The sequence below is a fragment of the Actinoplanes missouriensis 431 genome (genome assembly GCF_000284295.1).
GTDB lineage: Bacteria > Actinomycetota > Actinomycetes > Mycobacteriales > Micromonosporaceae > Actinoplanes > Actinoplanes missouriensis.
The window spans coordinates 7198156-7217441 of the sequence record NC_017093.1 but is presented as its reverse complement, the minus strand read 5'-3'; the positions used below and the strand labels follow the sequence as shown (position 1 = coordinate 7217441).

General features: G+C 70.5%; 17 protein-coding genes. 10 read left to right on the top strand and 7 right to left on the bottom strand.

What is annotated here, in order from left to right:
• Window positions 1–664: 664 nt before the first annotated feature.
• Together AMIS_RS32880 and AMIS_RS32875 are read left to right on the top strand one after the other, a co-directional pair.
• Window positions 665–1924, top strand: coding sequence for a VWA domain-containing protein (locus AMIS_RS32880; protein WP_014446779.1), 1260 nt, complete (start codon window positions 665–667; stop codon window positions 1922–1924).
• Window position 1925: 1 nt separating this feature from the next.
• Window positions 1926–2696, top strand: coding sequence for a hypothetical protein (locus tag AMIS_RS32875; protein WP_014446778.1), 771 nt, complete (start codon window positions 1926–1928; stop codon window positions 2694–2696).
• Between the two features lie 34 nt (window positions 2697–2730).
• Here the strand turns inward: AMIS_RS32875 and AMIS_RS44880 are convergent, their stop codons facing one another.
• A complete protein-coding gene (locus tag AMIS_RS44880; RefSeq protein WP_014446777.1) occupies window positions 2731–4584 on the bottom strand; it encodes a DUF6596 domain-containing protein in 1854 nt (617 codons plus the stop codon).
• Window positions 4581–4901: a YciI family protein gene (locus AMIS_RS32865; protein ID WP_014446776.1), complete on the bottom strand. Its 321-nt coding sequence runs from the start codon at window positions 4899–4901 to the stop codon at window positions 4581–4583. Before AMIS_RS32865 ends, AMIS_RS44880 begins: the two co-directional genes overlap by 4 nt.
• Before the next feature lie 142 nt (window positions 4902–5043).
• Between AMIS_RS32865 and AMIS_RS32860 the strand changes: the two genes are divergently transcribed.
• Window positions 5044–5667, top strand: a complete 624-nt coding sequence (locus tag AMIS_RS32860; RefSeq protein ID WP_014446775.1) for a DUF998 domain-containing protein — start codon at window positions 5044–5046, stop codon at window positions 5665–5667.
• Window positions 5668–6070: 403 nt separating this feature from the next.
• On the opposite strand, the gene AMIS_RS32855 is transcribed toward AMIS_RS32860, so the two are convergent.
• Together AMIS_RS32855 and AMIS_RS32850 are read right to left on the bottom strand one after the other, a co-directional pair.
• Complete coding sequence (locus AMIS_RS32855) at window positions 6071–7456, bottom strand: Nramp family divalent metal transporter (protein ID WP_014446774.1); 1386 nt, start codon at window positions 7454–7456, stop codon at window positions 6071–6073.
• Between the two features lie 14 nt (window positions 7457–7470).
• Complete coding sequence (locus AMIS_RS32850; RefSeq protein WP_014446773.1) at window positions 7471–8283, bottom strand: shikimate dehydrogenase; 813 nt, start codon at window positions 8281–8283, stop codon at window positions 7471–7473.
• A gap of 92 nt (window positions 8284–8375) precedes the next feature.
• Here AMIS_RS32850 and AMIS_RS32845 point away from each other — a divergent pair, with 92 nt between their 5' ends.
• Together AMIS_RS32845 and AMIS_RS32840 are read left to right on the top strand one after the other, a co-directional pair.
• The gene (locus AMIS_RS32845) at window positions 8376–9041 is read left to right on the top strand and encodes a TetR/AcrR family transcriptional regulator (RefSeq protein ID WP_014446772.1); all 666 of its coding nucleotides are present in this window, start codon (window positions 8376–8378) and stop codon (window positions 9039–9041) included.
• Window positions 9041–10852, top strand: coding sequence for a bifunctional sugar phosphate isomerase/epimerase/4-hydroxyphenylpyruvate dioxygenase family protein (locus AMIS_RS32840; RefSeq protein ID WP_014446771.1), 1812 nt, complete (start codon window positions 9041–9043; stop codon window positions 10850–10852). Before AMIS_RS32845 ends, AMIS_RS32840 begins: the two co-directional genes overlap by 1 nt.
• A 99-nt stretch (window positions 10853–10951) precedes the next feature.
• Here AMIS_RS32840 and AMIS_RS32835 read toward each other — a convergent pair whose 3' ends face one another.
• The gene (locus AMIS_RS32835) at window positions 10952–12130 is read right to left on the bottom strand and encodes an acyl-CoA dehydrogenase family protein (RefSeq protein ID WP_041830209.1); all 1179 of its coding nucleotides are present in this window, start codon (window positions 12128–12130) and stop codon (window positions 10952–10954) included.
• A gap of 63 nt (window positions 12131–12193) precedes the next feature.
• Between AMIS_RS32835 and AMIS_RS32830 the strand changes: the two genes are divergently transcribed.
• From AMIS_RS32830 to AMIS_RS32810, 5 genes are all read left to right on the top strand, one after another.
• Entirely contained in the window at window positions 12194–13186 is a 993-nt protein-coding gene (locus AMIS_RS32830; protein ID WP_014446769.1) for a polyprenyl synthetase family protein, read from the top strand.
• A gap of 54 nt (window positions 13187–13240) precedes the next feature.
• On the top strand, window positions 13241–14092 hold the full coding sequence (locus AMIS_RS32825) for an MEDS domain-containing protein (protein WP_014446768.1): 852 nt from the start codon (window positions 13241–13243) through the stop codon (window positions 14090–14092).
• Window positions 14093–14161: 69 nt separating this feature from the next.
• Window positions 14162–15622 (top strand): putative Ig domain-containing protein, encoded by a 1461-nt coding sequence (locus AMIS_RS32820; protein WP_014446767.1) that lies wholly within the window; start codon window positions 14162–14164, stop codon window positions 15620–15622.
• Window positions 15619–16212 (top strand): type II secretion system protein, encoded by a 594-nt coding sequence (locus tag AMIS_RS32815; RefSeq protein ID WP_014446766.1) that lies wholly within the window; start codon window positions 15619–15621, stop codon window positions 16210–16212. The genes AMIS_RS32820 and AMIS_RS32815 overlap by 4 nt, the downstream gene beginning before the upstream one ends.
• Before the next feature lie 2 nt (window positions 16213–16214).
• Window positions 16215–17789 carry an RICIN domain-containing protein gene (locus tag AMIS_RS32810; protein ID WP_014446765.1) on the top strand — a complete coding sequence of 525 codons (1575 nt, stop codon included), beginning with the start codon at window positions 16215–16217 and terminating at the stop codon, window positions 17787–17789.
• Window positions 17790–17864: 75 nt separating this feature from the next.
• Here AMIS_RS32810 and AMIS_RS43080 read toward each other — a convergent pair whose 3' ends face one another.
• Together AMIS_RS43080 and AMIS_RS32800 are read right to left on the bottom strand one after the other, a co-directional pair.
• Entirely contained in the window at window positions 17865–18704 is an 840-nt protein-coding gene (locus AMIS_RS43080; RefSeq protein WP_014446764.1) for a hypothetical protein, read from the bottom strand.
• The gene (locus AMIS_RS32800) at window positions 18701–19207 is read right to left on the bottom strand and encodes a SigE family RNA polymerase sigma factor (protein ID WP_014446763.1); all 507 of its coding nucleotides are present in this window, start codon (window positions 19205–19207) and stop codon (window positions 18701–18703) included. Before AMIS_RS32800 ends, AMIS_RS43080 begins: the two co-directional genes overlap by 4 nt.
• Window positions 19208–19286 lie beyond the last annotated feature (79 nt).

Here is a 19286-nt window from a genome sequence, read left to right as displayed (position 1 = left end):
TCCCGCCGCCGGCCCCGGCGTCCCGGCGAGCCCTCACCGGTCCCGCCGGCCCACCAGCCCTCGGTCCTGGGCCGCAGACCTCACGTGGACGGGCCTGCGGCCCAGGACCGGACAAGGCGTTTTCCCCACGCTCCGGGCGTGCGGCTGCGTGTGAAGTTGCGGCGCGGAGCGCGGAGGGTGCCCCAAGTCCCCACGCCGGATCAGCACTGACCGCCGGCTGGTCCGGCTGGTGCGTAGTGCTGCCGCGCTGAGTGCCAGCTGGTCCGGCTGGTGCGTAGTGCTGTTCGGAGCGTCTCGGGACAGCACTGGGAGCTGGCTCACGGCGGCCGGCTGGCTTTCAGTGTTGTTCAGGGGGCGGTGGGACGACGCTCAGCGCCAGCCGGCGCGCGGATTTCCACGATTCACGGGCGGATGGGCGGATGGGCGGATGGGCGGACGGGCGGCCGACCGCGCGACTATCACGTGACTCACGTATCGGGACATGAACTGCGCCAGATGCCATGGGAAGGGGTGCGGAGAGTGCCCGGAATCTCCACGCACGGTGGGTGCCACGGCTGTGTGGGAGTCGGGGTGCGGCGCTAACCGGAAATCCACAGGCGCGGGGTCACAGGGTGGGGAGGGCGGTTACCCGTACACGATGGGGTGGTGTTTATGATCTTGCCGCGTGATCCACAGGAAACTGTCCTTTGTGGCAGCAATAGGATTGATCGCCGCGAATGTGGCGCTGGGGGCCTCGCCCGCCCGAGCTGACGAAGTGCCGGAGACCCGGGTCGAGCCTCCCCGGGTCGAGCTGGTGCTCGACGTCAGTGGGTCGATGCGGGCCGCGGACATCGACGGGGCGACCCGGATCTCGGTGGCGAAGCAGGCCTTCAATGACGTGGTCGACGCGCTGCCGGAAACCACGCAGCTCGGCATCCGGGTGCTCGGCGCGACCTACGGCGGCGAGAACAAGAAGGTGGGTTGCAAGGACACCCAGCAGATCGTCGAGGTCGGGCCGGTCAACCGGGTCGCCGCCAAGAATGCCATCGCCACGCTGAAGCCGACCGGGTTCACGCCGATCGGGCTCGCGCTGCGGAAGGCGGCCGAGGATCTGGGTGACACCGGCTCGGTGCGGCGGATCGTGCTGATCACCGACGGCGAGGACACGTGCACGCCGCCGGACCCGTGCACCGTCGCGCGTGAGCTGGCCGCGCAGGGGACCAGCCTGGTCGTCGACACGCTCGGCCTGACCCCGGACGAGAAGACCCGCAAGCAGCTGGTCTGCATCTCGACCGCGACCGGCGGAACCTACGCCGCCGCGCAGAGCGAGGAGGAGCTGACCGACCGGATCCAGCAGCTCGTGGACCGCGCCGCGCAGCCGCCGCCGGTGCAGCCGGCGACCGTGGCCGGCGCCGAGGACTGCACGAAGGCCCCGATGCTGGCCGCCGGCGTCTACACCGACCGCGAGCTGATCGGGGAGCACCGGTACTACCGGGTCGCCGTCCAGCCGGGTCAGGAGCTGCGCGCCTCGGTGAGCATCGCCCTGGACCGTGAGCTGAACCGTGACTACGGGGTGCTGCTCAAGGCTGCCACCGAGAACGGCCGGGAGCTGGTGCGCGGGGTGGATGCGGGCAGTGGCCGGGCTGACGTCCTGTCCACAGGTCTGCGCTGGTCGGGAAGCACACAGGAATCCGAAATCTCGGAAAAGCCGGAGGGCGTCTGCCTCGTCGTGAGCAACTCCTTCGCCTCCCGTACCGCCGCCGGCGCCCCCGGCATGCCGCTGGAACTCAGCATCGACCTGGTCGACGCCTCCCAGACGCCGGACGCGCCCGGACTGGGCCGTGGCTTGCTGCTGCTCTTCGTGCTCGCCGTCGCGGGCCTCATCGCCGGTGTGCTCGCCGGCTGGCTGACCCGCTGGTGGGTCGCCACCTGGAGGGAGAACTGACATGCGTCGCTTCCACGCATCCGCGGCGATCGCATCCGCTGCGATCGCCCCGCTCCTGGCCGCGTCACCAGCTCTCGCCGCCGACCCCTCACCCGCCCCGAACGTCAGCAGCGCCGGCACCTCGTTCCTCACCGCGGTCGGGATCTCCCCGCAGCAGCCGGTGAAGGTGGACGCGGTGACCGGTGACTACCTCTACTGGTCGTTCAGCGCCTCCGCGGGGGAGAACCCCACGCTTGCCGCGACCGTCGCGCTGCCCGGGAAGGGCCGGACCGGCGCGCAGTCGTGGACCGTGGAGGTGTTCGACGGGTTGCGGCGGCGACAGGCCTGTGTGGCCGGCGAGCAGAGCCCGGTCGCGGACACCGGCGCGACCGCGGTGACGCTCGGTTGCCAGTTGCGGCAGGTGCGGAGCTGGGCCGAGCCGTGGGACGGTGACCCGCTGCCGGGCACCTACTACGTGCGGCTCTCCAGCACCGATCTGCCGGAGCAGGATCTCGGCCTGCCGATCGAGGTCGACCTGACGCTCACCGCGCCGAAGGGTGACACCGGTGCGGATCAGGGCGAGCTGGAGGCGCCGCTGGTGCCGAACAACCGGCCGGGCGAGGTGCTGACGGCTGCTCCGGTGGCGTCGCCGTCGGCGGAGCCTGCCACGTTCTCCGCGGACTGGGTGCCGGAGTTCTCGTCGCGCTGGGTGTGGACGGTCAGCGGCGGTGTGCTTGCCGCGATCGCCGGGCTGATCGGTTTCTCCTGGACCCGCCGGCGTCGCACCGCCTGATCCGTACTGCACAGGGCCGTCTCCGTCGCGTTCATCAAGCGTGGCGGAGGCGGCCCAGCGTGTGTCCGGTGGCCCGTTTGCAGAGGTGTTCGGCGCGTTCGTAGGAGAGACGGCGGCGCCCGGTGACCGGGCAGACGTCGTGCGCCGCGGGTGGGCGGCCAGGTCCGGGCCGTCGTTCGGAAAGAAACACCGGCCCCCGGGTACGGCCGGAGATCAGTTCCGTCAGCAGCCGGGCCGAGGCGGATCGCCACGTGACGTCACCGCTGTGCGTCCGCCGGCCGTCCAGGTCCAGATCCTCGATGTCGAGGGCGAGAACCGTGCCGATCGGGGCGCGTGACTCCCTCAGTAGAGTCCACAGTGTCAGCTCCCGGAGCGGGGCGGCGATCGCGAGATCAACCGCGGCCGGGCGCTGACTCTTCGGGACATGTCGGGTCTCGAGCCCGGTGGCCAGTTCCGGAACCCCCGCCCACGTGACGAACGACCGCACCGCGGCCACATGCCGGTTCCAGCTCCGCGGCATCACGTCCGCCCAGTGCAGCGCGACCATCTCACTCACCCGGGCCGCGGTCAGCCCGCCCAGCGGGGTGCGATCACCGAGCCGCCGCAGCGTCTGACCGTACGCTCGGGCGGTCGCCGGAGCGAGCCCCGACGCCAGGAACGCGGTGATCGCCTCGCCGAGCAGCGGCCCGGACGCCGGCGGCTCACCGAGGGCGGCCGCGCGACGCAGCAGGAAGTCCCGTTCGGCGGTGTTCGCGGCCAGCGCCGCGGCCTGCTCCAGCTCGTGCCGCGCCTCGGCGGTGCGGCCCAGCCGTTCCAGCAGGTCACCGCGGACACTGGGCAGCAGGTGATAGCCGGCCAGCCGGCGGTCGGCCCGTAACTCGTCGATCAGGGTCAGCCCGGCCCGCGGTCCACGCGCGAAGCCGACCGCGACCGCCCGGTTCAGCCGGGCCACCGGTGTGGGCAGCAGCGTGACGAGCGCGTCGTACAGGGCGGCGATCCGCGCCCAGTCGGTCTCCTCCGAGGTGCGCGCCTGCGCATGGCACACCGCGATCGCCGCCTGCAGCACGTACGGCCCCGGCGGCCCGCCCGCCTCCCGGGCCCGCAGCATCGCCGCGAAGCCGCGCCGGATCAACAGTTGATCCCAGCGGCCGCGGTTCTGCTCGTGCAGCCGGACCGGCTCGCCGGACGGTCCGATGCGCGCCGCTGACCGGGACTGCTGGATCTCCATGAGCGCGACCAGGCCGTGCGCCTCCGCATGGTCCGGCGCCAGCCCGGCGAGCAGCCGCCCGAGCCGCAGCGCCTCCAGGCAGAGGTCGGCGCGGATCAGGTCGCCGCCGGATGTCGCCGCGTAGCCCTCGTTGAAGATCAGGTAGACCACTTCGAGGACCGACGTGAGCGCCGCGGACGGTTCGTAGGCCACCCCCGCCTCGGCCAGGGTGCGTTTCGCGCCGGCGATCCGCCGTACGATCACCGGTTCGGCGACGAGAAAGGCCCGGGCGATCTCGGCGGGGCTCAATCCGGCGACCACGCGCAAGGTGAGTGCCACCCGGGCTTCCGCCGGGAGTACGGGGTGACAGGCGGTGAACATCAGCCGGAGCACGTCGTCGCCGGCGGGTTCGGCAGCCTGCTCCGCCTGATCGGAGAGCGCCTCCTGCCGGCCCGCGCGCCTCAGGTGGTCGACGGCCCGGCGCTTCGCGATGGTGAGCAGCCACGCGCCCGGGTTATCCGGCACACCACCGGCCGGCCACTGCTCGAGCGCCGCGACCAGGGCGTCCTGGGCGAACTCCTCGGCGAGACCGACGTCGTGGACCATCCGCAGGAGCCCGCCGACGATCCGGGCGGACTCCTGCTTCCAGACAGCGCCGGCCGTCGCCGCGGCGTCGATCATCCGAAGACCTGGTGGACCACGCTCTCCCCGTCCCCGACGATCTTCCGGAACCGGCGGCCCAGCTCGATCGCCTCCTCCCGCGACCGGACCTCGATCAGGGCGAAGCCACCGATCGCCTCCTTGGCCTCGGTGAACGGGCCGTCGGTCACGGTGATCTCGTCGCCCTCCGAGGTCAGCTTGAAGCCGGCCGGGTCGAGCCCACCGGTGGCGAGCAGCACGCCGGACGCGGTCAGCTCCTCGACGAACGCGGCCATGTCGGCGTAGAGCTTCGCGTCCGGCTCGGTGCCCTGGGCCTTCTGGAACATCAGGTAACGCATGACGCTTCTCCGTTCGATCGGTGTGCGGTTCTGCCTCAGCGTCGGCTCGGCCCATGTGACAGGTAATTGCAGCATTACCTGTCACATGACGCCAGACGACGACGGGGCAGAAGCGTCGATTGACCGATCGAAGGGGAACACCATGACCACCGTCGTCGCACCCGACAGCACCCTTGTCGCGTCCCGTGTCACCGTTGCGTCACTGATCGTCGCCGGGCCGCTCTGGGCCGCCGTCTCGATAGCTCAGGTGGTAACGCGGGACGGGTTCGACCTGATGCGGCACCCGCTCAGCCTGCTCAGCACCGGTGCGCTCGGCTGGATCCAGATCGCCAACTTCGTGCTGGCCGGAGCGCTGCTGATCGTCGGCGCCGCCGCCCTGCCAGGACGGTGGTCACCCCGGCTGATCCGGGCCGCCGGCGCCGGCATGATCGCGGCCGGGGCGCTGGTGATGGATCCGGGCAGCGGTTTCCCGGCCGGCACTCCCGACACCGTGCCGTCCACAATGAGCTGGCACGCCATCGGGCACATGGCAGCCGGCACGGTCACCTTCACCACCCTGATCGCGGCCTGCTACGTGCTGGCGCGGCACTACTCGCGTGACGGATCACAGGGCATGGCGCTCGGCGCGGCGCTTGCCGGGACGGCGTTGCTGGCGGGAGACGGCTGGGCGATGTCCGGCGGCTCGGCGGGAACACTCACGCTCGCGGTCGGCGCGATCACCGCGATGTGCTTCCTGTCCGTCGCCGCCCTCAACCCCCGCCCGTGACGCAAAGCCGCACGTTTCGAGCCGGGCCCGTCGCTCGTGTTGAGCCCGGGCCCGTCGCTCGTGTTGAGCCCGGGCCCGTCGCTCGTGTTGAGCCCGGGCCCGTCACTGGTGTTGAGCCCGGGCCCGTCACTGGTGTTGAGCGGGCCCGGCCGCACGTATTGAGTTGAGTTGAGTTGTCAACACGTCAACTCAACAGGTCGCTTCATGTTGACGACACGTGTTGAGTTAACGGGACGTGTGTTGAGTTGACGGGACGTGGGGTGAGTTGACGGGGCCTGTTGTGAGTTGACGGGGCCTACTGTGAGTTGACGGCACGTGTTGAGTTGACGGGGCGTGCGGTTCGGGCATTTGGTGGCTATGTCAACGCGACTACCCGTCGGCGGCGGTCACGGAGGGCTCGGGGCTAGAGGCGCTGCAACTGGGTGACCACCATGGCTATCGCGAAGAAGCCGTAGAACGCGATCGCCGCCAGCATGCCGATCAGGCGCCAGCCGCGCAGGCGGATGGGGGAGGGGAGATCACGCGTGTTGAGGCGGACCAGCAGGATCGAGTAGAGGAGGGTGACCACGGACGCGGCGCAGGTGGAGACGATCAGCAGGCCCAGCGGCTGGGTGAAGCCGGCCAGCAGGATGATCGAGCCCAGGAAGATCTCGGCCCAGACGACGGCCAGGTAGAGGCGGGACTCGGTCCAGCGGGTGGAGTTCGTCAGGTAGTTGCGGCGCAGGAAGTCGGAGGCCAGGCGGCCGATCACGTCGAGCAGGCCCATCGCCGCGGCCCAGAGGGAGACGCCGGCGATCGCCAGGAAGAGCAGGCGCAGCCAGCCGCCCACCTCGGCGGAGAAGATGTCGCCCTGGATGCGCAGGAACGACGGGTCGGACTTGAGGTCGTCGCGGCCGAAGAGCGTCTCGTAGGCGAGCAGGCTCATGATGCTGATCGTCACGAAGCAGACCGCTACGAACGTGGCCAGGTGTTCCACGTTCGCCCGCTTCCACCAGACGTTCCAGCGGCTCAGGGACGTGTCGTTGATCGGGAACTGGTAGCGGTCGGCGCCGGCCGCCTCCTCCTGGCCGGTGATCGGGGAGATCAGGCGGGGGACGTGGGCGCCCATGCCGTAGCGCTTGTCGCGGATCCAGTTGCTGAGCACCAGGTTGTGCACGCCGCCGGCGCCGGCCGCGCCGATCGCACTGAGGATCAGAGTGAACGTGATGCCGTCCGGGATCTGGCCGAACTCGGTCACGGTGGCCTTCGCGCCGTCGCCCCAGGTGGTCAGCGAGATCACGAAGACGACCACGACGGCCAGGAAGAAGAGGGTCAGGGCTACCTTGACCGTCTCGACCCGCTCGACCGTCTTGTAGATCACTTTGGACACGGTGAGCAGGGCGCCGACGAGCACCAGGCCGGTCACGGTGATCCAGACCGGGTCGCCGCCACCGAACAGGTAGGTGAAGACCGTCGAGCCGCTTGTCGCCCAGCCCGGCCAGACGTACTGGAAGGCGCCGGACAGGCAGATGATGATGCCCCAGCCCTTCCACCAGCGGGAGAAGCCGGCGAGCGCGGTCTGCCCGGTGGCCAGCGTGTAACGCTCGATCTCCATGTTGATGACGAACTGCACGGCGAGGGTGGTGAAGGCGAGCCAGAGCAGGCCGAGACCGCCGATCGCGGTCAGGTACGGCCACAGGATGATCTCGCCGGCGGCCATGCCGATGCCCACGGCGACGATGCCGGGGCCGACCATGCGACGCAGGGACAGGGGTTCGGGGAGTTCCCGGGTGGTGGATTCGGTCAGCATGAGAACGCTCCCTTTCAGGTGCGTTGCAGGAGGAGGACGTCGAGGTGCCGCAGCATCCGGGGGATGTCGGGAGCGATTCCGGTGAAGAGCTGGAACGCTGCGGCTGCCTGGTAGGCGCACATCGCCGTGCCGCCGAGCGTCCGCAGTCCGGCGGCACGGGCGGCACGCAGCAACTCCGTCTCGACCGGCATGTAGACGATGTCGGCGACCCACAGATCGCGGTGGAGCAACTCTGCGGGCAGCGGGATTCCGGGGTGGTGGTGCATGCCGACCGGGCTGGCGTTGACCAGGCCGTCGGCGGTGGTCAGCGCGGCCGGCAGATCGTGGGCGGGGGATTGCCCGAGTTGAGCCGATAAATCGTTACTTTTCTCGGTGTCGGGGTCGATGATGGACAGTCTCGTGACGCCGAGCTCCAGCAGAGCGTGCGCCACCGCCGCCCCGGCCCCGCCGGCACCGAGCTGCACGACGTGCCCGAGGGGCACATCCGGCAGGTGGGCGCGGAAGGACCTGGCGAAGCCGTACGCGTCGGTGTTGTGACCGAACCGCTTGCCGTCGCGGAACACCACGGTGTTGACCGCGCCGATCGCCTCCGCCTGCGGTGACAGGTCGTCGAGCAGCTCGATCACCTGCTGCTTGAAGGGATGGGTGATGTTGAGCCCGGCGAAGCCGTCGCGTTCGGCGTCGTCGAGGGTGTGGCCGAGGGTCGGCGTGTCGAAGAGCGTGTAGGTGAGGTCGAGGCCCGAACTGCGGCCCTCGGTCTCGTGCAGAGCCGGGGACAGCGACGTGCCGATCCCCGCCCCGACCAACCCGCACCGGCAATTCGCCATGTCACGCCCCTGGGCCGTCTATGTACTAACTGGTACGTTAGTTATCGGGTGTGACGGGGACCACTGTCAAGGCCCACGGCAGACTTGCCCACATGACGCAGGAGAAATCGATGCCGGCCGTGCCCTCGTTGTCGCCAGGACGGCGGCGTGACGCCGAGCGGACCCGTGCCGAGCTCCTCGAGGTGGCCACCGACGAGTTCGCCGAGCGGGGCTACAGCGGCGCCCGGGTCGACGAGATCGCCAACCGGACGCGCACCACCAAGCGGATGATCTATTACTACTTCGGCGGCAAGGAGCAGCTCTACCTCGCGGTGCTGGAACGGGCCTACGCCGAGATCCGTGCCGCCGAGCGGGCCGTCGACGTCGACCACCTCGACCCGGTCGCGGCGCTGCGCCGGCTCGCCGAGGTCACCTTCGACCACCACGAGGCCCACCCCGCCTTCATCAAGCTGGTCGGGGTGGAGAACGCCCAGCACGCACGGCACATGCGGCACGTGGCCGGGCTCGTCGACCTGAACAGCTCGGCGGTCGCGCTGCTCGACGGGGTGCTGGAGCGGGGGCGCCGGGACGGGCTGTTCCGGTCCGGCGTGGACGCTCTCGACGTACACATGCTGATCAGTTCGTTCTGTTTCTTCCGGGTCGCCAACCGGCACACGTTCGGGGCGCTCTTCGACCGGGATCTGCTCGATCCGGCGCGCAGGGAGCACTACCGGACCATGCTCGGCGACCTGGTGACCGGGTATCTACGGGAGGTGTGATGCGCCGTTCCATCGCGACGGTCTGCGTTTCCGGCACTCTGGACGACAAGCTCACCGCGGCGGCCGCGGCCGGCTTCGACGGCATCGAGATCTTCGAGAACGATCTCGTGGTGTCGCCGATGTCGCCGGCCCGGATCCGGTCCCGGTGCGCCGATCTGGGGCTGACGATCGAGCTCTACCAGCCGTTCCGGGATTTCGAGGCGGTCCCCGAGCCGATCTTCCGGGCGAATCTGGAGCGGGCGAGGCGCAAGTTCGCGGTGATGGAACAGCTGGGAGTGTCGACGATGCTGGTGTGCTCGTCGGTGTCCCCGTCCGCTGTGGACGACGACGCTCTGGCGGCGGAGCAGCTGCGGGCGCTGGCCGACCTGGCGGGCGGCAGCGGGATCCGGGTGGCCTACGAGGCGCTGGCCTGGGGCCGGCACGTCTCGACCTGGGACCATTCGTGGCGGATCGTGCAGCTCGCCGATCATCCCGCGCTCGGGCTCTGCCTTGACTCGTTCCACGTCCTCTCCCGCGAGGCCGACCCGGCCGGGATCGCCGGCATCACGCCCGGGAAGATCTTCTTCCTGCAGCTCGCGGACGCGCCGCAGCTGCGGATGGACGTCCTGCAGTGGAGCCGGCATCACCGGCTCTTCCCCGGACAGGGCGCGTTCGACCTGCCGGAATTCGTCCGGCTGACGCTCGCCGCCGGATACGACGGCCCGCTCTCCCTCGAAGTGTTCAACGATGTCTTCCGGCAGGCCGATCCGGCGCGGACCGCCGTCGACGCGATGCGGTCGTTGATCGCCCTGGAGGACGCGATAGCCCCCGGTCTCCCCGACTTCCCGGACCTTTCCGGGTACGCGTTCGCCGAGTTCGCGGTGGACGCGAGCTCCGGGCCGGAACTGCGCGCCGCGCTGCGCGGGCTCGGGTTCGCGCACACCGGGCAGCACCGCACCAAGCCCGTCGAACTCTGGGAGCAGAGCCGATGCCGGATCGTGCTGAACAGCGCCGTCACCCGCCCGCAGGCCGCCACGATCAGCGCCTTCGCCGTGGCGTCGGCCGATCCCGCGCAGTCGTTGCAGCGCGCGGAGGCCCTGCTCGCCCCGGCCCACCCGAACGTCCGGGAACCCGGGGAGGCCGAACTCGCGGCGATCACCGCGCCGGACGGCACGAGCGTCTTCGTGACCGGGGACGGCGACGAGTGGCGCGACGACTTCCTGGACACCGGCTCGACCGTGCCCGGCGCCGGGCTGCGGGAGATCGACCATCTCGGTCTGGCCCAGCCGTTCGACCACTTCGACGAGGCGGGACTCTTCTATCACTCCGTGCTGGGACTGACGCCGTTGTCCACCGAGGAGTACGCCGCGCCGTTCGGGCTGATGCGGTCCCGGGCGCTGAGCAACGCGGGGCACCGGCTGCGGCTGGCGCTGACCGTGGCGCTGCTGCGGCGCGGGGAGTGGGCGCCGGCGGTGGCCGACCCGCAGCACGTCTCGTTCGCGACCGCGGACATCTTCGCGACCGCGGCGGCGCTGGACCTGGGGATGCTCGTCGTTCCGGACAACTACTACGACGACCTGGCCGCCCGGTTCGGGCTCGCCGGGGAGTTCGTGGACGCGCTGCGGCGGCACGGGATCCTCTACGACCGGGATGCCGCGGGCGGGGAGTTGCTGCACCTCTACACGCCGGTGCTGGGCGGCCGGGTGTTCTTCGAGATCGTGGAGCGGCGTGGCGGATACGCGCGGTTCGGGGAGGCGAACGCGCCGGTGCGGATGGCCGCCCAGCGTCATCGGCGACTGGCGGGTGGGGTGAGCTGGACCCGGCAGCCGTAGCGAAAGACGCCGGACGGCCGGAAGTGACGCCGGGGTCGCGGTGGACTCTCGGGGACGGTTCGGACTTTTCGGGGGAGGTGCAGGCGTACCCCTGGAATGTCAGCGGAAAGCGGCGTGACCTGTCAGCGCCTGGCCGACCACCAGTGTGTGGATCTCGGAGGTGCCCTCGTAGGTGAGGACCGACTCGAGGTTGTTGGCGTGGCGCAGCGGTGAGTACTCGAGGGTGATGCCGCTGCCGCCGAGGATGGTGCGGCACTCGCGGGCGATCGCCAGCGCGGTGCGGACGTTGTTCAGCTTGCCGACGCTGATCTGGTGCGGCTTGATCGCCCCGGCGTCCTTGAGCCGGCCCAGGTGCAGGGCGAGGAGCAGCGACGTGTTCAGGCCGACCGCCATGTTGGCGAGTTTTTCCTGGGTGAGCTGGAACGCGGCGATCGGCCGGCCGAACTGGACGCGGCTGTTCGCGTAGTCGAGCGCGGCACGCAGGCTGTCCCGGGCGGCGCCCGCCGAGCCGAAGATGATGCCGAACCGGGCCTCGCTGAGGCAGCCGAGCGGAGCGCCCAGTCCGCGCGCCTCGGGGAGCCGGGCGGAATCGGGCAGGCGGACCTCGTCCAGGATCAGCTCACCGGTGATCGAGGCGCGCAGGGAGAGTTTCTGCTTGATGGTGCGGCTGGTGAACCCGGGAGTGCCGCGCGGGACCAGGAAGCCCCGGATCCCGTCCTCGGTCTGCGCCCACACCGTCGCCACGTCGGCGATGCTGCCGTTGGTGATCCACATCTTGGTGCCGGTGAGTATCCAGTCCCCGCCGTCGCGGGTCGCCCGGGTACGCATGTTCGCCGGGTCGCTGCCGAAGTCCGGCTCGGTCAGGCCGAAGCAGCCGATCGCCTCGCCGGCCGCCATCCGAGGCAGCCATTCCTGCTTTTGCTCCTCGGAGCCGTACTTCCAGATGGAGAACATCGCCAGCGAGCCCTGCACCGAGACGAAGCTGCGCAGACCCGAGTCGCCGGCCTCCAGCTCCAGGCAGGCCAGGCCGTAGGCGACGGCGCTCGTCCCGGCGCAGCCGTACCCGTCCAGGTGCATGCCGAGCAGGCCGAGCTTGCCGAGTTCCGGCGCGAGCTCGCGGGGGAACGTGCCGGCCTCGAACCACTCCGCGACGTGCGGCCGGACCCGGTCGGCGACGAACCGCCGCACCGTTTCCTGAATCTGCCGCTCCTCGTCGCTGAGCAGGCCTGTGACGTCGAGCAGGTCGAGCGGATCGGTGCCAGGTGTGTGCGTCGTCATCACCGGATTCTGCCCTGCCGGGGGATCAGCGTCCTCCCAGCGACATGAACTAGCCTCAAGATCATGACGGTGGTGAACGACTTCATCGACCCGGGCGTCCGGGACGCGATCTCCGATTTCCTGGGGGACGTGGAGTCCGAGCTGCGCGCCTCGGTGGTCAGCCCGGAGCCCCTGGTGTCCGAAGTGGCGGCCCATCTCGTGGAAGCCGGCGGCAAGCGGTTCCGGCCGCTGGTGGTGGCCCTCGGCGCCCACTTCGGCGCGGCGGACCGGGCCGCGGCGATCTCCTCGGCGGTGGTCATGGAGCTCACCCACCTCGCCACGCTCTACCACGACGACGTGATGGACGAGGCGCTGATGCGTCGGGGCGCGGCCAGCGCCAACTCCCGCTGGACCAACTCGATCGCGGTCTACGTGGGTGACTATCTGCTGGCCCGGGCCGCCTCGATGGCGGCGGACCTGGGCGAGGAGGCGGTGCGGCTGCAGGCCCGGACCCTCGCTCAGCTGGTCCGCGGCCAGCTCGCCGAGACGGTCGGTCCGCGCGGCGACGACCCGATCCGGCATCACCTGCGGGTGATCGAGGACAAGACCGCCTGCCTGATCGCCACGTCGGCCCGGCTCGGCGGGATGGCCGCCGGGCTGCCGGGCCCCCAGCTGGCGACGCTTGAGGCGTTCGGCACCTCGATCGGGATCGCGTTCCAGCTCTCCGACGACCTGCTCGACATCGCGTCGGACTCCGAGCAGTCCGGCAAGACCCCCGGCACCGACCTGCGCGAGGGCGTCCCGACGCTGCCGGTGTTCTACGCGCTCGAGGCCGCCGACACCGGGGCCGACGCGCGGCGGCTCAAGGAGCTGCTCTCCTCCGGTCCGCTCGTCGACGACGCGCTGCACGCGGAGGCGCTCTTCCTGCTGCGTGAGTCGGCCGCGCTGAAACAGGCCCGGGAAACCGTTCACGGGTACGCCGAGGAAGCGCGCCGGCACGCCGCGGCTCTGCCGTCCGGGGCGGCCCGCCGGACGCTCGACGGGCTCTGCCACTACATCGCGGACCGGAGCGGCTGACCGTCCGCCGTTTCAGTGATACCCGTCTAGCCGTGCCGTGCGTACGGTGACGGGATGGCCGGCCTCCTCGAGCGCCTCAACCCGGGTGACCACGCGTGTCTGGTCGCCGGTGACGAACCGGCGCTGACCCGCAGCGTGGCCGCGTACGTCCGAGCCGGCCTGCACGCCCGTCAGCGCGTCCTCTACCTGGGCGGCGGCGAGAACCGCGGCGGCGAGAGCGTCCTGGCCGAGCTGGCTGAGCAGGGCGTCGACGTGCGGTCGGCGGTCGCGGCCGGCCGGTTGCGGGTCACCCCGGCCGCCGGGGAGTACGTGCACGGCGGCGCCTTCGACGTGGAGGCCGCCGTCGACCACTGGCGTACCGAGGCCGAGCGGGCCCGGGCCGACGGGTTCCGCGGCCTCCGGGCGTTCGGCGACATGTCCTGGGCGGCCCGGTCCGGGCGCACCGCGATGCTGCCCCACTACGAGGCCCGGGTGAACCGGCTCTTCGCGGAGGGGTTCGCGATGGGCGTCTGCCTCTACGACCGGCGGCTCTTCGGGGCGAGCGAGCTGCGCGACATCATCCGCTCGCACCCCTGCACGATCACCGCGCAGACCCATCCTGAAGGTGTGCCGCTGCTGCGGGCGGTGCGGGTCGGCACGCCGGAGGGCATCGGGGTGCGGCTGGAGGGCGAGGCCGACCTGTCGAACCGCCGGGCCCTGCACGTGGTGCTGGAGCATCTGGCCGAGGAGACCGGCGAGACGCTGATCGTGGACGTCGCCGGCCTGCGGTTCGCCGACTCGGCCGCCGTGCGCACCCTGCTGGGGATCGCCGGGGGCGGCCGGCGGCTGCGGATGCTCGGCTGTTCCCCGGTGCTGCGACGGCTGATGCTGCTGCACGGCGCCGGGCCGCTGGTGGAGTTCCTTTAACCGCCCGCATCGCCTGCCGATGGTGCCTATGACGGCTTTTCCGGCCGTCAGGGCGCCAGGGGGAGAGGGATGCGCGGCGAACGGGCCGACGACGGCTTCACCATGATCGAGACGATCATCTCGATCGCCGTGATCTCGATCGTCATGCTCTCGCTCACCCAGTACTTCACGCAGACCATGCGGATCAACAACTACCAGGGTGACCGGCTGGCCGCGATCGAGGTCGCCAACAGCGCCATGGAACGGGTCCGCGGGCTCAAGGTCGCGGCCATCGTGAGCGGCCGGGACCAGGCGAGCGTCGCGTACCAGTGGGATCCGGCCCGTGGCCTGATCGATCCGGTCGCGGGCCTGCTCGATCAGTCGACCATGGTCTACGACACGGGTGCCACGGACCAGGCCGACGTCGCGGCGCAGGCGGCGTACGCCGACAAGCCGGCCGGCGCCGCGCTGCCCACCACCTGGACCGTCGTCACCGTCGACGGGCTGCCCTACCAGCAGCACTTCTACGTCGGGGCGTGCGAGCGGCTGCCCGGGGTGAGCGGCGACTGCGTGAAGAGCGCCGGGAGCGGGCGGACCATCCCGTTCTACCGGGTGATCATCGCGGTGACCTGGAAGGGGAACACCTGCACCGACGGCGCCTGCTCGTACGTCACCTCGTCGCTGATCGGCAGCGAGACCGAGGAGCCGATCTTCAACACCAACGAGGGCGCCACCGCGCTGGACATCGCCGACCCCGGCACGCCCGTCAACGACGTGTCGGTGCCGATGTCGAAGACCTTCACGGCCGAGGGCGGAGGCGGTGGGTACGTCTGGACGGTGAGCACCCTGCCCACCGGTCTCACCCTGGACTCCACCACCGGAACCGTCAGCGGCACACCGACCACGGTGAAGAGCACCACCTCGATCCGGCTGACCGTCACCGACGCGTACGACCAGCAGGACTACGTCACGCTGACCTGGGTGATCCGGGCCCTGCCGACGCTTAACAAGATCAATGCGGTGACCACCACGGGCGGTGTCGCGGCCTCGGTGCCGTTCACGGCGAACAACGGGGCTTCCCCGTACGCCTGGACCGTCACCGGTCTGCCGGCCGGTGTCACGCTGACCGGCGCCAGCACCGCCAACGCCAGCACGGCGGCGACCCTGACCAGCACGAACACCGTCACGGGTACGCCGACGGCGGTGGGGGTCCACACCGTCAGCGTGACGGTGACCGACGCGTACGGGCAGACCGCCGCACAGTCGTTCACCTGGACCGTGCCGGCGCTCTCGATCACCACCAGCTCGTTCACGACCGTGCCGGCGGGCACCGCGATCTCTGCGGTGACGCTTGTCGCGGCCGGGGGCATTCAGCCGTACACGTCGTGGACCGCGACCGGGCTGCCGACCGGGCTGACGCTGAACGGCACGACCGGGGTGATCAGTGGGACGCCGACGGTGGCGAAGAACTACCAGGTGACGCTCACCGTGACGGATACCGCGAAGAGCACGGTGAGCAGCGCTAAAGCGATTTCCTGGAAGATTTCATGAAATTTCGGGATGAATCGGGTGTGACGCTCATCGAACTCGTCGTCTCCATGTCCATCATGCTGATCATGATGGCGATGGTCACCGGCGGGATCGTGGAAATCTACCGCTCGGTCGGCCGCACCGACGCCGAGACCGAGGCGCAGACCCAGATCACCGCGGCGTACTCCCGCCTCGACAAGGAGGTCCGGTACGCCCGCGGCGTCAGCAAACCGGCCACCCTCGACGGCGACTACTACGTGGAGTACCAGGTCGACCTGGACGAGGTCACCACCTGCGTCCAGCTGCGGGTCGACACCGGCGTGGCCGAGCTGCAGCGGCGCACCTGGGTCAGCGGCACCGACCCGCCGTCGCCGACCGCCTGGACCACCCTGGCGAGCAACGTCACGGCCACCACGCCGTTCACCGTGAGCGCGGTCGACATCGAGTCGCTGACCGGATATCGCTACCAGCGCCTGCGGTTGCTGGCGACCGTGACGGTCGGCTCCGGGCCGAGCGCGTCCAGCCGGGTCACCGACGTCACGTTCACCGCGCTCAACGCGACGAACCCGAAGAACACCGAGAACACCTGTACCGAAGGCCGGGGAGTGTAGTCATGCGCAGACTCGTCGCGCCGATCGACGAGCGCGGCTCGATGCCGATGGCGATGGTGGTGATGATCGTCGGGGTCAGCTTGAGCGCGCTGCTCACCACCATGGTGCTCGGCCGGATCCAGAGCGGTGTCACGTCCAGCCGGCAGCTGCTCGCCCTGCACGCGGCGCAGGCCGGTCTCGACGTGGCGCTGGCTCATGTCCGGGGCGCGGTGTCGACGGACGACGAGGGCGAGGAGAGCGGCGACCGTACGCTGCTGCCCTGCGATCCGATGGCCGGGGCGGTCGGGGCCGGCAACGCCGGGACCTATCGGGTGGAGGCGCGGTACTACCTGATCGACCCGCAGGGCAAGTCCGACACCTGGCGGTCCGAGAACATGATCTCCTGCCCGTCCGGTGGTGCGCCGCAGGAGGTACCGGCGTATGCCCGGTTCACGGCGGTGGGCACCTACGCCGACAAGGACGGCACGGTCAAGCGGAAGCTGAAGGGGACGTACATTCTGCACACCACGAACGCCAACATCTACGGCGGTCTGGTGCACTCCAACGGCTCGGTGGACCTCTGCATCGCGGCCGAGTCCGGGGACCCGGCGGTGGGCAGCGCGGTGACCATGCAGCCGTGCAAGTACGGCGCCGTGGCGCAGACCTGGGCGTACGACAACCTGCTGAAGTTCGTGCTGATCTCGTCGCAGAAGCCGGCCCGGCCGTCCGGCATGTGCCTGGACGCCGGCACCCAGGACACGGGCACCGCCGTGGTGATGCAGCCGTGCCAGGACACCAAGCCGTCGCTGTACCGACAGCAGTGGAGCTTCAACGACAACTCGCAGCTGGTCGGCGCGAAACTCGCGGACGGGTCGGACGTGTCCGGCAACTGCTTCCGGCGTACGCCGGACAACACCGTCGGGGCGGGCATCGTGATCGCCACGTCGAGTTGCTCCAGCTGGGCGCCGGACAGCGCGGTCGGCGCCGGCATGGCCAACTCGCCGACCGGCGGGCAGGCGATCGGGCAGCTGGTGAACTACGCCCAGTTCGGCCGCTGCCTGGACGCCACCAACAAGAAGCCGGACTGGCCGCACATGATCGCCTGGCCGTGCAAGCAGAACCCGAACTCGGCGAACGTCACCTGGAACCAGCGGTACACGCTGCCGGCGCTCGACTCGGCCAAGGAGGGCAGGGCGAACAACTACGCCAGCGGCCCCATCACCACCACCGTCCCTGCCACCAAGACGGAACCCGCCGCCACGTACTGTCTGGAGAGTCCGGGCTCGGTCGCGGTCGGCCAGTACGTCCGCACTCTGGCCTGCACCGGCAGCACGCTTCGCCAGACGTGGACCGTTTACGGTCAGACCGATCGCTACGCGACCAGTTACCAGATCGTCGACGGCTCCGGGAAGTACTGCCTCCAGCCGCGCAGCCAGTCGGCATCGCCCACCGACTACTTCAACGCCACCAACCAGGTCGCCAAGATCTATGTCGGGGTGTGCGACGGCTCGACCCTGCAGAAGTGGAACGCCGACAAGAACGTGATCGCGGCGCTCGCCCTCAAGGACGTCGACGAGGACGAGTCGCCGAACGACTGAGGAGTCCCAGGGCGCACCCCGCGGCGCCTCCCCGTCACCGACCGTGGCCGTGGACAACGCCCGCCGGCAGATCCGTCAGTAGAAGTCGCCGTAGACGTCCAGCGCCGGGGACGACGCGGTGGCTGCCCGGGCCCGGTAGGTGTCGCCGCCGGCGTCACGGTTCTCCGCGGGGTGGGTGTACTTCGCCGTGAACGTGTAGGTCCCCGGCTCCAGGGCGTCGGCCGAGGAGAGGACGAACCGGTACAGGACGGCGTCGGCCTCCTCGGTGACCGAGGTGGTGACACTGCCACCGGGTGTCTGCTTCGTGGCGCCGCGAACGGCCAGGCCCTCGGTGCGGGCCACCCGGATGACCACGTCGAGCGAGGTCAGCTGCTCGGTGGTCTTCAGGGTCACGACGCTGGACCCGTCGACGACCGAGCCGTCCGACCAGAGTGGACCCTGCTCGACGCGGGTGTCACGGGGTTGTGCCGTGGTGGGCGCCGGCGTCGCGGCGCTCGGTTTCCGCGACGGGGACAGTGACGGCGACGGTGGCAGTGCCGGCGACGGTGACAGTGATCGCGACAGCGACGGCGACGGTGAGAGCGACGGCGACGGGCTCGCGGCCGAGGGTTCGGTGCTCGGCTCGCCGGTCGTTTCCGCCGTGGGGGAGACCACCGGCGCCGGAGCCGGCGGCGCCGCGTCGTCGCTGCCGGCCAGGGCCCAGTTCGCGAACCCACCCCCGGCGAACAGCGCCACGACGGCGGTGGCCGCGGCCGCCATCCGTACCCGCGGACCGCGCCGCGCCGCACGACGGCGGGTGACCGGCGCGGAGGTCGCGGCCATGGTGATCCGGCTCAGCATCGCGTCGCGGTCCGGCTGGTGAGCGGCCGCCTCCGCGCGCAGGGCCGCGCGCAGGTCGTCATCGGAGAGCCTCATCGCGCCGCCTCCCAGCCGTCGATCCGTGCCACGCCGCCGTCACCGAGCAGGTCGGCGAGTTGCTTCGCGCCGCGCGACGTGGCGCTCTTCACCGCGCCGACCGAGATCCCGAGGATCGTGGCGACCTCGCGTTCCGGCAGGTCGAACGCGTACCGCAGCACCACGCACGCGCGCCGGCGGTGCGGAAGCCGGCGCAGGGCGCCGCGCACGTCCAGCACGGCGGAGACATCACTTTCCCGGGTACGCCGTAACGACTCGAACGACAACAGACGCTCCCGGCCCCGGCGGCGGACCCAGTTGCGGGCCAGGTTCATCAGGATGCCGTGCCCGTAGGCCGCCGGATCGTCGGCCGCCGTGACCCGGTCCCAGTGCCGCCAGCACTCGGTGAGCGCGTCCGCCGCCAGATCGTCGGCGACGTCGGACTCCCCGGTCATCAGGAACGCGAGACGTGACAGCGAGGCGTGGTGCCGCTCGAAATACGCGCGGAACGCGTCGTCACGCATGGCGGCTCCCCTCCTGATCAGCCCCGGACCGGCAGACGTTAGAGATCCGGAGCAGCAGAAGGCAAGCAGGTGAGACCGG